Here is a 13,713-nt window from a genome sequence, read left to right as displayed (position 1 = left end):
CGGCTCAGGGGGTGCAATGCTCTACAGCTCGCCGTAGCTGTGCAGCCCCGACAGGAACATGTTCACGCCGATGAAGGCGAACGTGGTCACCGCCAGACCGGCCAGTGCCCACCACGACGCCACGGTGCCACGCAGCCCCTTCATCAGCCGCATGTGCAGCCAGGCGGCGTAGTTCAGCCAGACGATCAGTGCCCAGGTTTCCTTCGGGTCCCAGCTCCAGTAGCCGCCCCAGGCTTCGGCCGCCCAGAGCGCGCCCAGCACGGTGGCGATGGTGAAAAACGCAAAGCCGACGGCGATGGCCTTGTACATCACGTCGTCCATCACCTCGAAGCTGGGCAGGCGCTCGGCGATGCGCTTGCGGCCCAGCAGGATGCCGCCGACGATCATCGCCGCGATGATGGCGTAGCCCAGCCAGTAGCTGCCACCGGCTTCGCCCACACCACGCTGGCGGAAGGCGATGGGCACGAAGCACAGCGCAATGCCCAGCAGCCAGATCGGCGTCAGCTTGTACCAGCGCGTCTCGGTCGCCTGCTGCTTGATCAGGTAGGCGAAAGCCACCATGGCGGCCAGCGCGAACGTGCCGTAGCCAATGAAGTTGGCGGGCACATGCAGCTTCATCCACCAGCTTTTCAGGGCCGGCACCAGCGGCTGGATTTCGTGCGCCTCGCGCACCAGCGTGTACCACAGCAGAAAGCCCACGGCCGCGCTGACCACCAGCATGACGAAGGCGCCCATCGAGCGGTTCTTGTACTGCGCTTCGTAGTACAGGTAGAACAGCGCGGTCATCCAGCAGAACAGCACGAATACTTCGTACAGGTTGCTGACCGGAATGTGGCCGATGTCGGGGCCGATCTGGTGGCCTTCGTACCAGCGCACCATGGTGCCGATCAGCGCCAGCGTGACCGCCACCCAGGCCAGCTTGCTGCCGATGCCTTCAAAGGTGTCCGACTGCGTGCGGGCGAACATGCCCATCCAGTAGAACGCGGTGCTCATGAAGAAGATCACGCTCATCCACAGGATGGCCGACTGGCTGGAGAGGAAATACTTCAGCCAGAACACCGTGTCGGCGCGCTTCAGGTCGCCGTCGTACGAGACGATGGCCAGCAGCGACAGCGCCGCCACCACCAGCATCAGCGTGCGCAGCGGGCGCCAGAACCAGCCCAGCCAGATCACGACCGGCACCGTGCCCACCAGGATGGCCTTTTCATAGACATCCATCGCCGCGTGGTAGCGCTGGAACGCGAAGACCGCGCCGAAGATCGCGATCACGGCAAACAGCCAGTCGCCCCAGGTCCGGCGGGACAGATAGCTTTCGTTGAGCGTCAGCGTGGCGTTGGGCGCGGTGGCGACGTGGGTGTTCATGACGCGAATCTCCGTCAGGAAGGGGGGTTGAGCAGCTTCTGCTGCAGTTGTTCGAACTCTCGATCGGTGTCGAGGATCTTGCGGTTCGACGACAGGGCCATGCTGGCTTGCGAGCCCGTGCCGTTCGGGGCCAGCCACACCCACAGGCGCCGCTCGCGCACGTAGAGCATGGCAAAGACGCCCAGAATCAGGAACACGCAGCCCAGGTAGACCACGTTCTTGCCAGGGGCACGCGCCACCTGGAACACGCTGGCCTGCACGTGCTTGAAGTCCTTCAGCTCGAACGCCACAGGCGCAGGGTACAGCGGAGCGTCCGACAGCGCCAGCACCGATTGGGTCATGAAGCGCTGGGTTTCTTCGCTTTCCGTGAGCGGTTTCTTGCCCGCCGCCTCGCGCGCGAGCGCGTTCAGCTCGAACAGGCTGCCGTTCAGGATGCGCAGCAGCACGTCGGCGGCCCGCTCGCGCTCGCCCTCGGGCACGGCGGCTTCGATGAAATCGGAGACGGCCTGCAGGCCGCCCACGGTCCGGCCATTGACCTCTTCGGCACCGGCAAACAGGCCCAGCGCGCGACCGGCCGACTCGGTCAGCTGCGCCGCCAGTTCGGGCCGCTGGCCGTCCACGGCCTTGGCGACGTAATTGCGCACAGCGCGCTCGCGCTGCGCCGGGTCCTGAAGGGCGGCGCGCAACTGCACGAAGCTGTCCATGCTGTGGTCGTCGTCGGCCGGAATGCGCAGGTAGCGGAACGGCTCGGCCGGGTTCTCGCGCACGCCCAGCAGGAATGCGGGCATGCCGTCGCCGGTATCAACCGGCAACTGGTAGTTGTGGAATTCGCGCGCCTGGCCCGCGGCGTCGCGCAGCTTGTAGGTGATGCTGGGGCCGACATTGCGCAGCTCGCGCTTGGTGACCGTCTTGTCGGCAGCGCCCAGGCGCTGCGACAACGCGTGGCCCAGGTCGACCTTGCGCACGTCGGTGGCGGACGACCCCTTGTCGCCGCCCAGGTTTTCCACGTTGATCACGCGCAAGGCCGTGTATTCGAGCGTGTACTTGTCTGAGCCGTTGGTGATCTGGGAGCTGGCCCCGATGGTGCCGTCGATGTCGAAGGCCTTGACGCCTCCGTGCATGGGCACGCCACGCAGCTTGACCGTGGAGCCGCCATCGTCAAAGCTGCTCTGGTAGATCTGCACGCCCTTGTAACTGGCCGGGTGGTTGACCTCGATGCGCGCCTCTTCGGTGGCACCGGTCTCCTTGTCGTGGATCACCACCTCGCTGGCGAACAGCTTGGGCATGCCGGTGGAGTAGTACTCGACGATGAATTTCTTCAGCTCCACCGCGAAAGGCAGCTCCTGCAGCAGGATGCCGTCCGACTGGCTGAGGATGGCGGTGCTCGACTGCGTGCCTTCGGACACCACCAGGTTGCCACGGAAGGCCGGGTTGTTTTCGGGCAGGCGGTGCTCGGCCTTCACTTCCGACACGAAACCGCCACCGCTGTAGACCTGCTTGCCACCCATCCAGGTCATGGCGCGCACAAACAGGTCGCCGTCAAACAGGCCTCCCAGGCAAATCAGCACGATGGCGCTGTGCGCGGCGATGTAACCGATCTTGTTGGCCGAACCGGCCTTGGCCGCCACCATCCAGCCCTTGCCGGCGGGTGTGTCGCGCTCTTGCAGCCGCACCTTCCAGCCGCCCGTGCTGAGCATCTGGCCGATGCGCTGCGCTTCCTGCGCTGGGGCCTGGCCAAGCTCGGCCGACGCCTTGTGGTGGAAGGCCTTGAGGCTCTGCTCGCGGATGTTTTCCTTGTAGCTGCGAATATCGGCCAGGAACTTGGGCGTATTGCGCAGAATGCACAGCGACGTGCTGATCACCAGGAACGCCAGGATAAGCAGGAACCACCAGGCGCTGTAGACCGCGTTGAGCTTGAGGTCCAGGAACAGCTCGGCCCAGAACGGCCCGAACTGGTTGACGTAGTTCACGGCCGGCTCGTGCTGCTTGAGCACGGTGCCGATCACCGAGGCGATGCAGATGACCGTCAGCAGCGCAATGGCAAAGCGCATCGACGACAGCAGCTCCGAAAAGCGCCGCAGCACGCCCGTGCCACGCGCGGGCGAATCGGTGGGAATGCTGCTTGCCGAAGTGGTCATGGCCTCAAGAGGGAACGCCGGGCGACGCGCCGGTCGGGGGATTGGAGCCGCTTGGCGGCCGTCGGTTCAATGTTCGGCGCCTCGCGCGCAGAAATAATTGACCGAAGTCAAGTTTGCACGGTGCGGGGCACGCCAGACAAAGACAAAGCCGCGTCGGAAGCTCCGAACGCGGCTTTGCGGCGGCGCGACACGGCCGGACAGCGCGTCAGCGCAGGCCGGCAATGTAGTCGGCGACGGCCTTGATCTCGCGGTCGTTCATCTTGGCCGACACGTCGTGCATCGGGGCGTTGTTGGCGCGGCTGCCGTCGCGGAAGGCGATCAGCTGCTTCACGGTGTAGTCGGCGTGCTGGCCCGACAGGCGCGGGTACTGAGCCGGAATGCCGGCGCCGTTGGGGCTGTGGCAGCCAGCACAGGCGGGCACGTTGCGGTCCTGGATGCCGCCGCGGTAGATGCGCTCGCCCAGCATCACGGTGTCCTTGTCCTTGGCGAAGCCAGGCTTGGGTTTCTGCGTGGCGAGCCAGGCGGAGATGTTGCGGGCATCGGCCTCGCTCAGCGCGGCGGCGAAGCCCTGCATGATCGGGTCCTTGCGCACGCCGCTCTTGAATTCAAGCATCTGCTTGGTCAGGTACTCGGCGTGCTGGCCGGCCAGGTTGGGCTGCGAAGGCACGGTCGAATTGCCATCGGCGCCGTGGCAGGCGGCACACACCGCGCCGTAGCTGGCGGCACCCTTGGCCAGGTCGACTTTGGGAGCAGCGGGCGCATCGGCAGCGGAAGCGGTGGCGGCCAGCAGCGTGGCGGTCAGCAGGACGGCAAACGACTTCATGGGGCGATCATCTTTTGAATGAAGGGCTCTCTAGGGAGGCGCGAAACCTGGGGATTCTACAATGCCCACTGCGCCGCACCGGTGCCCCGGCGGGCCCGCGCCGCCGGATTCTTGATCCTGCGCAGGATCGGGGCACTGGCCGCCGTCGCCCCTTTCACGACCGGCCTGCGCCGCCCACCCGCTTTTAGCCCCACCGCCCATGGCCACGCCTTCCCGCCCCGCACGCCCCGCGCCCACCGAATCCCCTGCCGAGCGCGACGCGCTGGGCTGGCTGCACACGGCGCGCTTTCTGACCACCGCCGCGCAGCTGGTGCACCTGCCCGCGCTGGACGTGCCCGAGATCGCCTTCGTCGGCCGCTCCAACGCCGGCAAATCCACCGCCATCAACACGCTGACGCAGCAGAACCAGCTGGCCTACGCGTCCAAAAAGCCGGGGCGCACGCAACACATCAACCTGTTCTCGCTCGGCCGCCAGGGCACGCAAGACGCCGTGCTGGCCGACCTGCCTGGCTACGGCTATGCCGCCGTGCCGCTGGCCGACAAGGTGCGCTGGCAGCGCGTGATGGCCAATTACCTCGTCTCGCGCGACAACCTGGCCGCCGTCGTCATGCTGTGCGACCCGCGCCACGGCCTCAAAGAGCTGGACGAAGCGCTGCTGGAGGTCATCCGCCCGCGCGTCGAAGAAGGCCTGCAGTTCCGCATCCTGCTGACCAAGGCCGACAAGCTCACCCGCAGCGAACAGGCCAAGGCCCTGCAGATCGCCCAACTGCAAGCCGGCGGCGGCAGCGTGCAATTGTTTTCCGCCCTCAAACGCCAAGGCGTCGCCGAAGCCGCGCTGTGGCTGCGCGAACAGGTCGACGCCGCGCAGGAAGCGATGGACGAAGAAAACGAGGCGGCTGAAGCAGACGATCTGGACCAGAACGACGACGAGCCGATCAACCTGGACATCGAGCGCGAAGACAACGACGGTTGATTACAAGCCAAATCGCCTCGCAGCCCTACAACCACCTTCGCAATCAGCTTCTGATTTTATAGCAGGCAACGGCTCGCACGCCCTCCCGTCACCAGCAAACGCCGTCGCCGGACCTGCGCCGGCGACCAGCGTTGTCCCCCTCCCGCAGCGCGCAGCGCGAAGAGAGAGGAGGAAGCGGCGTCAGCCGCTCAGGGGGTGTCACGCCACATCCGCGTTGCGTTCGACCAGCAGCGCCCGCAGCACCGACCGGTGGCAGCGCGCCTCGTCCTCGCAATAGCAGCCGATCGAAAAATTCGCCCCGTGCGACAGCGCCGCCAGCAGGTCCAGCGACCGCGCGGCGTCGGGCTCGGCCATCTCCTTGCGGAACGCGCGCGTGAAGTGCGCCCAGGTCTTGACCGATTCGGCGCTGTCCGGGTCGGCGTGGGTCGACAGCGCCAGCTTCATCAGCTCCGGCGTGGGCGACAGGTTGGGGTACCACACGTCGTACCAGTTCTGGCGCGCAAATTCGGCCTTGGGCACGCCGCGCGGCGGGCGCCGCACGGTGCCGATGCGCGTGCCTTCGTCGGCTGCGCGCGGGGTTCCCAGACGAACGATGCGAATGGCCATGGTCGCTCCTTGCGTTGGTGCCGGCGCGCGGCGGGCGACGTGGGCGCAAAGCGTCATCTCTGCGACAGTGCGTCATCGTCACGACACCGGTCGCTGCCTACGATAGCAGCGCGCAGTCCGGCGCGGCACGGTCCAAGCCAGATTTCAGATGATTTTGGCCGCACGCCCTACAACCACCTGCGCAACCAGCTATCTTTTTTGGAGTATTTCACCATGATCGAAACCTGGACCACCACCTTGCCGCACGGCACCACGCTCAGCTGCCGGTCGGCTGGCGAGCGCGGGCGCCCGGTGCTGCTGTTCCTGCACGGCTTTCCCGAAGCCGCGTTCGTGTGGGACGCGCTGCTGACGCACTTCGCCCAGCCCGAACACGGCGGCTTTCGCTGCGTCGCGCCCAACCTGCGCGGCTACGAGCACTCCAGCAGCCCCGTCGACCCGGCCGAGTACCGCCCCAAACCGCTCAGCCAGGACATCGCCGCGCTGATCGCGCAGGAATCCTGTGACGGCGGCGCGCTGGCCGCGCTGGTCGCGCACGACTGGGGCGGCGCGCTGGCCTGGGGCCTGGCCAGCCAGCGGCCCGAACTGATGGCGCGCCTGGTCATCGTCAATTCGCCGCACCCGCAGACCTTCTTGCGCGGCCTGCAAACCAGCCCGGTGCAGCAAGCGGCCAGCGCGTACATGAACTTTTTGATCCGCCTCGACGCCGAAGCGCTGCTGGCCGCAGACGACTTCGCGCGCCTGTGGTCCTTCTTCGACCTGATGGGCGCGCGCGGCGGCGACGTCATGCAAGCCGCCGCCGCCAAGCTGGGCGCGGCGCGTGGCAACGCCACGTCCTTCGGCCACCCCGCCGTGCTGCCCGAAGGCGCCGGCTGGCTGACCGAGGCGCTGCGCGAGCAGTACCGCCGCGTCTGGCAAGGCGACGGCAGCCGCCCCGGCGCTGGCCTGACGGGGGGCCTGAACTACTACCGCGCCTCGCCCCTGCGCCCACCGCGCGAGGGCGACCCGGCGGCGGCCAATGTCACGCTGCCGGAAGACGGCTTCACCGTGACCGTGCCGACGCTGGTGCTGTGGGCAATGGCGGACACCGCCCTGCCGGCAGAACTGGTCGACGGGCTGGAACGCTGGGTGCCGCAGATGCAACTGGAGCGGATCGAGGGTGCAACGCACTGGGTGGTGCATGAGCGGCCGGCGCTTGTCGCTGGGTTGATTGAAGGCTTTTTGCTATCGAAGGGGTAGCTGGTTGCGCAGATGGTTGTAGGGCTTCTGACTCTTTTTGCTTGATATCGGAGTCGGTACGGTGGATGCGTGTGAGGCCGGGACATGCGCCCGGCGGCGCACCTTCTTTTCTTGACTCGCCAAGAAAAGAAGGCAAAAGAAGGCGACCCCACTGGACGCGTCCCCTCCGCTTCGCTGCGGGGCAACCTGCGATGCTCGATCGGGCGGTGGCGCTGCAGAACTCGCTCTGCTGCTGCGCAGCGCCGCTCAAACAACTGCAGCGAGTCAGAGCACGAAGCGTGGGCATCCTTCGGTGCCCGCGCCCACCGCCCGCTCTGCGCTTCTCGGCACGTCCACAGGGGTGAAAGACGAGACGGGCCATCGCTGCGCTCGGCCCCCAACGGCGCAGGCGCTTTGCGCCGCGCGATCCAGGCCGAGCGCAGCAATGGCCCGTGTGGCTGTTCAACGCCCCTTGAGGCTGCGCCTGCGGCGTGGTTCTGGCGGGGTGGCGGCTGCACCGCAGGATGCAGCCGCTTCGTGATCTGACTGGCCGCGGTTGTCTGAACGGAGCGCTCGAAGAGCGCGCAGTGAGTTCTGCGGCCCACCCCGGCAGAAGCGCGACGCAGGTTTGCCCCGGAGCGAAGCGCAGGGGTCGCAGACGTGGGGTCGCCTTTCTTTGGTTTCTTTCTTTGGCGAGTCAAAGAAAGAAACTGCGCCGCCGGGCGCACTTCCCGGCCTCTCAACGTCGTTCACACACCAACGCCCAACGAGCGCACAGTGAACCAGAAACTATCAATTCAATAGCTGCCCGCGCAATCCCCATTGGGGCCGCCGCCCCAATCCACCCCAAACCTCAATACACCGACCCCACCCCCGCCGGCCTCGTCTTGAACCGCTTGTGCACCCAGTAATACTGGTCCGGCATGGTGCGGATATACCCCTCCAGCCGCGCATTCATCAACGCCGTGTCCGCCACCGGATCATCCCCGGGGTAATCCGTCCACGTCGGCTGCACCTCAGCGTCGTAGCCCGTCGGCGTCAGGCGCGTGACCACGGGTACGACATGCGCGCGGCCCAGTTGCGCCAGGCGCGGCACCGACGGCACGGTGGCCGTCGGCACGCCAAAGAAGGGCACAAACACCGATTCCTCCGGCCCCAGGTCCATATCGGGCAGCAGGTACAGCAACTGCCCTTCGCGCAAGGCGCGCACGACCGGCTTCATGCCCGCCTTGCGCGCGATCGGCGTGACGTTGCCAAAGCGCTGGCGGCCCTGGCGCATCCATTCGTCCAGCACGCCGCCCTGGTCGGCGTACACGGTGCTGGACACGCGCGGGATCTGCTGCATGATCGCGCTGCCGCCGGCGTCCATGCCGTAGAAATGCGGCGCAAAAATCACCACGCCACCGGGTTGGCGCAAGGCATCGACGTCGCCCGTCAAACGCAGGCGCTGGCGCACGACCTCGGCCGGGGCGTGCCACAGCCAGGCACGGTCCAGGAAAGCCTGGGCGAAATGGATGAAGTTGCGGCGGGCGACGGCTTCGCGCTCGGCCTCGCTCCATTCCGGGAAGCACAGGCGCAGGTTGGTCAGCGCGATGCCCCGGCGCTTGCCGGCCACGCGGTACAGCACGCGCCCCAGGCCCGCGCCCAGCGCGCGCACCACGCCCAGCGGCAGCGGCGCCAACGCGCGCATCAGCCAGATGGCGGGGTGGCGCACATCGGGCGCGCCGCGACCTTCGTCAACGCCACCCTCCGGCGCGGCGTCGCTCATGGCGTGCCCCGCGGGGTTTTGTAGCGGCCGTAGCCCCACAGGTACTGCTGGGGGCACTGGCGGATCAGGTGCTCCATGGCGCGGTTGATCTGGGTGACGGCGGTGTCCAGGTCGTCGCTCAGCGGCTCGGGGAAGGCCTCGAAATGCACGCGAAAGCCCTGGCCGCCGGGCAGGCGCTCGCCCCACACCAACAGCGGCGTGGCGCCGGTCTGCTGGATCAGGCGCGCGCCCAGCGTCATCGTGTACGCGGGCTTGCCGAACACGGGCGACCACACGCCCTGCCCTTCGGGCGGCACCTGGTCGGGCAGCAGGCCGACGGCGCGGCCGGCGCGCAGCGCCTTGATCATCTGGCGCACGCCCGACAGCGTGGTCGGCGCCGTTTCCAGCCCTTCGCGCTGGCGCGAGTTTTCCACCACCTCGGCCAGCGAAGCCTGGCGCGCGGGGCGGAACAGCACAGTGATGGGGCCGTATTCGGCGTGGTAGCGCTCGGCCAGACCTTGCGCGGTGATCTCAAAGCAGCCCAGGTGCGGGGTCAAGAAAACCACGCCCTTGCGCGCGGCGTAGGCCGCGTCGACCACCTCGGTGCCCTGCCATTGCGTGGGCACGGGCGGGCCAAACCACAGGCGCGGCGTTTCGGCCGCCATGCGCCCGGCGTGCGCCACGGCGCCGCGCACGTCGGCAAAGCGGTAGCCTGCCAGCGCCGCGTTGGCCGTGATGCGCCGCCGGTACGTGGGCGAGGCCAGCCAGGTCAGCCAACCCAGCCCAGCGCCCACCGCGTGCAGCAGCGCCAGCGGCCAGCGGGACACGAATCGGAACAAGGTCAGCATGGGCTTTCGCGGAGGCTTAAAATAGCGGGGTCGCCGAGTTATGGAACTACTTGCAGGGCGACGTTAAACAGTTCTGCTAAAGCGTTCGCCAGGACTCCCAGCAGGTGGCAACGCAACGTTCAAACCTCAGGAGTTTATTCAAATGGAAATGGCGAACAGCTTTCTTTTCACCTCGGAATCCGTGTCCGAAGGCCACCCTGACAAGGTGGCCGACCAGATTTCCGACGCCATCCTCGACGCCATCTTCGCGCAAGACCCGCGCAGCCGCGTGGCCGCCGAAACGCTGACCAACACCGGTCTGGTCGTGCTGGCAGGTGAAGTCACCACCAACGCCAACGTCGACTACATCCAGGTGGCGCGCGACACGATCAAGAAGATCGGCTACGACAACACCGAATACGGCATCGACCACAAGGGCTGCGCCGTCATGGTCTGCTACGACAAGCAGAGCAACGACATTGCCCAGGGCGTGGACCACGCCAGCGACGACCACCTGAACACCGGCGCCGGCGACCAGGGCCTGATGTTCGGCTACGCCTGCGACGAGACCGACACGCTGATGCCCGCGCCGATCTACTACGCGCACCGCCTGGTCGAGCGCCAGGCGCAGCTGCGCAAGAGCGGCAAGCTGCCCTTTCTGCGCCCCGACGCCAAGAGCCAGGTGACCATGCGCTACGTCGACGGCAAGCCGCACAGCATCGAAACCGTGGTGCTGTCCACCCAGCACAGCCCGGACCAGAGCGAATCGGCCACCAAGATGAAGGCCAGCTTCAACGAAGCCATCATCGAAGAGATCATCAAGCCGGTGCTGCCCGCCGAGTGGCTGCAGAACACCAAGTACCTGATCAACCCGACCGGGCGCTTCGTCGTGGGCGGCCCGCAGGGCGATTGCGGCCTGACGGGCCGCAAGATCATCGTCGACACCTACGGCGGCGCCTGCCCTCACGGCGGTGGCGCCTTCAGCGGCAAGGACCCGACCAAGGTCGACCGCAGCGCCGCCTACGCTGCGCGCTACGTCGCCAAGAACATCGTCGCCGCCGGCCTGGCGCGCCAGTGCCAGATCCAGGTCGCCTACGCGATCGGCGTGGCCGAGCCGATGAACATCACCGTCTACACCGAAGGCACCGGCAAGATCCCCGACACCGAGATCGCCAAGCTGGTGCGCGAACACTTTGACCTGCGCCCCAAAGGCATCATCCAGATGCTGGACCTGCTGCGCCCGATCTACGCCAAGACCGCGGCGTACGGCCACTTTGGCCGCGAGGAGCCGGAGTTCACCTGGGAGCAGACGGACAAAGCCCAACTGCTGCGCGCAGCAGCCGGGCTGTAAGCCCGGAGCTGGCCGCAGGCCAGCGTTGGGCTTTGGGGCGGAGTTCATATCGCGCAGCGATGTGAACGTAGACCACAAAGCGGCGCTGCTGAAGGCAGCGGCGGGGCTGTAAGCCCGCGAGCGCAGCGAGCACCAGGTCTGTGCTTCGGTGCAGGCTCATGCCGCGCAGCGGCGTGAAGGCCCGAAGGGCCGGCCGGAGCCAAACACGGACAAGGCCGCATTGTTGAAGGCAGCAGCGGGGCTGTAAGTCACGACTCTGTCGCTGACCGAAAAAAAGCCGGGCAAGCCCGGCTTTTTTATGCCCGCCGAACGCGATCAAGCCAGCGCAAACGGTCGGCGCGCGCCCAGGTAGCGCGGGCCAAAGTAGCGGCCGCCCACCGGCTCCTTGCGCACGGTGCCGCCGGTCGACGGCGCGTGCACGAACTGGCCCTGGCCGACGTAGATGCCCATGTGCGAGAACGCGCGCCCGGTGGTGTTGAAGAACACCAGGTCGCCGCGCTGCAGCTGCGATTCGTCCACCGGCTGCGTGGAGGCGGCCCATTGCGCGGTGCTGCGCGGCAGGCGTCGGCTGGCGCCGTCTTCGGCCGCCTGCTGGCTGAACACGTAGTGCACCAGCCCGCTGCAGTCAAAACCGCCGTCGGGCGTGTTGCCGCCGTAGGTGTAGGGCGTGTTGACGACCAGCATGGCGCGCGCCACGGCGGCCTCGCGACCCAGAGGATTCAGCTCCAGCGGCGGTTGGCTCGCGGGCACGGGGGCCGGCGGGCTGCGGCGCGCCGTCGACCCCGAACCCGAAGCGCCGCCCTGGCGCGCCGGGCGGCTGGCGCAACCGGCCAGCAAGGCCACCACCGCGCCCAGCAGCAGCACGCGCCGCGCACCACGGGCTGTCGCTGGTTCGTGCATCGTCCGCGCCACATCGGCCACCGCCTGATCGGCCCGCGTGACACCGTTCGGTAACAGCGACGCGCTGGCGTCACCGCCATGGCCTGAACCACGATTCGACATAAAAACAGCCTCCAGCGCTTTTCACATCTGCGCAGGCAGCTATTGTATTGATAGTGAAGAAGTTGGCAAGCGCTGTAGGGGCTGGGCCAACGAGGCAGCGGTGGGCGGTAAAGCGCCGGCCGCTTAACCGACGGCACCCGGCCGCAGCGCCCGCAGTTGCGCCAGCAGGCCGTCACAGGCGTCTTCGACCAGATCCAGTACCTGCTCGAAGCCCGCGTCGCCGCCGTAGTACGGGTCGGGCACTTCGCTGGCGGCGTGGCGCGTGCAGAAATCGGTCAGGCGCATGAGCTTGTGGCGCTGCGCCGGCGGGCAAACGGCGCGGGCCGCCTGCTCGTTGGCACCGTCCATCACCAGCACCAGATCGAACGTGCCAAAGTCGGCCGCGCTGAGCCGGCGCGCACGCTGGGTGCTGAGGTCGTAGCCACGGCGCAGGGCGTGCGCTTGCGAGCGCGCGTCCGGTGGGGCGCCGATGTGGTAGCCGTGCGTGCCGGCGGAATCGACTTGCACAGCACCCGCCAGGCCCGCGTCTTCCACACGCTGCGCCAAGACACCGTGCGCCGTGGGGCTGCGGCAAATGTTGCCCATGCAGACCATCAGGACAGCCAGGGGCGCGTCGGGCCCGCGCGACGTCAGGCGGGCGAGTCGGGAAGTCGGGACGTTCATGCGCTGCAGTCTACGCAAACCGGATGAGGCCCCGCTGCGCGGGGCAAGCGGGCCGAGCGAACCATCGGCCGCGGTTCGCTACAGCTTCGATAGCTTCTTGCGCATGAACAACAAGGGCTATGGGCGCTATGCCACGAAATATCTTCGAATCCGGCAGCAGCGCGACTTCCCCTGGCCGCCGGTCGCCCGCGCCGTCCTGGCACGCCGTCGCTGTCACCTTCGCCGTGCCTGCCGGGCGTCGGCCTGAACCTGGCGATGCACCGCTTCCACATCATTCCAATCATCGTTAGAATGTTTACAATATGACCGCCGCTACCAAAACCCAGCTGTACGAGCAGGTCGCCCGCATGGGTAAGGCGCTGTCCAGCCCGAAGCGGCTGGAGCTGATCGAATTGCTGGCCCAGGGCGAAAAAGCGGTGGAAACGCTGGCCGCGCAGACCGGCATGGACGTGCGCCTGACCAGCGCCCATCTGCGCACGCTGCGCGAAGCGCGGCTGGTGCAGACGCGACGCGACGGCAAACACATCCATTACCGGCTGAGCGGCGACGACGTGGCGCCGCTGTGGGCGAAGCTGCGCGACGTGGCCGGGGCGCACCTGGTCGAGCTGCAGGTCGCGCTGGCGCAGATGGCGGCGGCGCCGGACACGCTCAGCCCCGAAAGCCGCGCGTCGCTGCTGGCCAAGGCGCGGCGCGGGGACATCGTGATCATCGACGTGCGCCCGGCCACCGAATTCGCCGCCGGCCACCTGCCGCATGCGCGCTCTCTGCCGCTGGCGGAGCTGAAAAAGCGCCTGGCTGAACTGCCAGCCGGCAAGCAGGTCGTGGCCTATTGCCGCGGGCCGTTCTGTTTGATGTCCGACGAAGCCGTGCGCCTGCTGCGGCGCAAGGGCGTCGTGGCGCACAAGATTTCCGACGGCGTGGTGGAGTGGCAGGCCGCCGGGCTGCCGCTGGCCGAAGCGGCCTGAAGCCGCCCGCCCTCACACCCCCTAAGACAACACCGGAGACC

The 13,713-nt window shown here is 67.4% G+C and carries 12 protein-coding genes; 4 read left to right on the top strand and 8 right to left on the bottom strand.

Annotated elements, in window-relative coordinates; genetic code table 11:
- Nucleotides 1–21: 21 nt before the first annotated feature.
- From ccsB to FVQ98_RS05205, 3 genes are all read right to left on the bottom strand, one after another.
- A complete protein-coding gene (gene ccsB / locus FVQ98_RS05215) occupies nucleotides 22–1,362 on the bottom strand; it encodes a c-type cytochrome biogenesis protein CcsB (protein ID WP_147912367.1) in 1,341 nt (446 codons plus the stop codon).
- A gap of 14 nt (nucleotides 1,363–1,376) precedes the next feature.
- Nucleotides 1,377–3,500 (bottom strand): cytochrome c biogenesis protein ResB, encoded by a 2,124-nt coding sequence (locus tag FVQ98_RS05210; protein WP_147912366.1) that lies wholly within the window; start codon nucleotides 3,498–3,500, stop codon nucleotides 1,377–1,379.
- A gap of 205 nt (nucleotides 3,501–3,705) precedes the next feature.
- Nucleotides 3,706–4,323, bottom strand: a complete 618-nt coding sequence (locus FVQ98_RS05205) for a c-type cytochrome (protein WP_147912365.1) — start codon at nucleotides 4,321–4,323, stop codon at nucleotides 3,706–3,708.
- A 199-nt stretch (nucleotides 4,324–4,522) separates the two neighbouring features.
- On the opposite strand from FVQ98_RS05205, the gene yihA reads away from it, so the two are divergent.
- Nucleotides 4,523–5,296, top strand: coding sequence for a ribosome biogenesis GTP-binding protein YihA/YsxC (yihA, locus tag FVQ98_RS05200; RefSeq protein WP_147912364.1), 774 nt, complete (start codon nucleotides 4,523–4,525; stop codon nucleotides 5,294–5,296).
- 198 nt (nucleotides 5,297–5,494) lie between these two features.
- Here yihA and FVQ98_RS05195 read toward each other — a convergent pair whose 3' ends face one another.
- Complete coding sequence (locus FVQ98_RS05195) at nucleotides 5,495–5,902, bottom strand: DUF488 domain-containing protein (protein ID WP_147912363.1); 408 nt, start codon at nucleotides 5,900–5,902, stop codon at nucleotides 5,495–5,497.
- Nucleotides 5,903–6,115: 213 nt separating this feature from the next.
- Between FVQ98_RS05195 and FVQ98_RS05190 the strand changes: the two genes are divergently transcribed.
- The gene (locus FVQ98_RS05190) at nucleotides 6,116–7,138 is read left to right on the top strand and encodes an alpha/beta fold hydrolase (RefSeq protein WP_147912362.1); all 1,023 of its coding nucleotides are present in this window, start codon (nucleotides 6,116–6,118) and stop codon (nucleotides 7,136–7,138) included.
- An 832-nt stretch (nucleotides 7,139–7,970) separates the two neighbouring features.
- On the opposite strand, the gene FVQ98_RS05185 is transcribed toward FVQ98_RS05190, so the two are convergent.
- Together FVQ98_RS05185 and FVQ98_RS05180 are read right to left on the bottom strand one after the other, a co-directional pair.
- Entirely contained in the window at nucleotides 7,971–8,885 is a 915-nt protein-coding gene (locus tag FVQ98_RS05185; RefSeq protein ID WP_147912361.1) for a lysophospholipid acyltransferase family protein, read from the bottom strand.
- Entirely contained in the window at nucleotides 8,882–9,712 is an 831-nt protein-coding gene (locus FVQ98_RS05180; RefSeq protein ID WP_147912360.1) for a lysophospholipid acyltransferase family protein, read from the bottom strand. Before FVQ98_RS05180 ends, FVQ98_RS05185 begins: the two co-directional genes overlap by 4 nt.
- Nucleotides 9,713–9,860: 148 nt before the next feature.
- Between FVQ98_RS05180 and metK the strand changes: the two genes are divergently transcribed.
- Entirely contained in the window at nucleotides 9,861–11,042 is a 1,182-nt protein-coding gene (gene metK / locus FVQ98_RS05175; RefSeq protein ID WP_147912532.1) for a methionine adenosyltransferase, read from the top strand.
- 315 nt (nucleotides 11,043–11,357) lie between these two features.
- On the opposite strand, the gene FVQ98_RS05170 is transcribed toward metK, so the two are convergent.
- The gene (locus FVQ98_RS05170; protein WP_147912359.1) at nucleotides 11,358–12,044 is read right to left on the bottom strand and encodes a C40 family peptidase; all 687 of its coding nucleotides are present in this window, start codon (nucleotides 12,042–12,044) and stop codon (nucleotides 11,358–11,360) included.
- A 123-nt stretch (nucleotides 12,045–12,167) separates the two neighbouring features.
- Nucleotides 12,168–12,707, bottom strand: a complete 540-nt coding sequence (locus FVQ98_RS05165; RefSeq protein ID WP_458329477.1) for a low molecular weight protein-tyrosine-phosphatase — start codon at nucleotides 12,705–12,707, stop codon at nucleotides 12,168–12,170.
- Between the two features lie 302 nt (nucleotides 12,708–13,009).
- Here FVQ98_RS05165 and FVQ98_RS05160 point away from each other — a divergent pair, with 302 nt between their 5' ends.
- The gene (locus FVQ98_RS05160; RefSeq protein WP_147912358.1) at nucleotides 13,010–13,672 is read left to right on the top strand and encodes an ArsR/SmtB family transcription factor; all 663 of its coding nucleotides are present in this window, start codon (nucleotides 13,010–13,012) and stop codon (nucleotides 13,670–13,672) included.
- The last annotated feature ends 41 nt before the right edge of the window (nucleotides 13,673–13,713 follow it).

The sequence above is a fragment of the Ottowia flava genome (genome assembly GCF_008017535.1).
GTDB lineage: Bacteria > Pseudomonadota > Gammaproteobacteria > Burkholderiales > Burkholderiaceae_C > Ottowia > Ottowia flava.
This window is presented reverse-complemented; position numbering and strand designations above follow the sequence as displayed.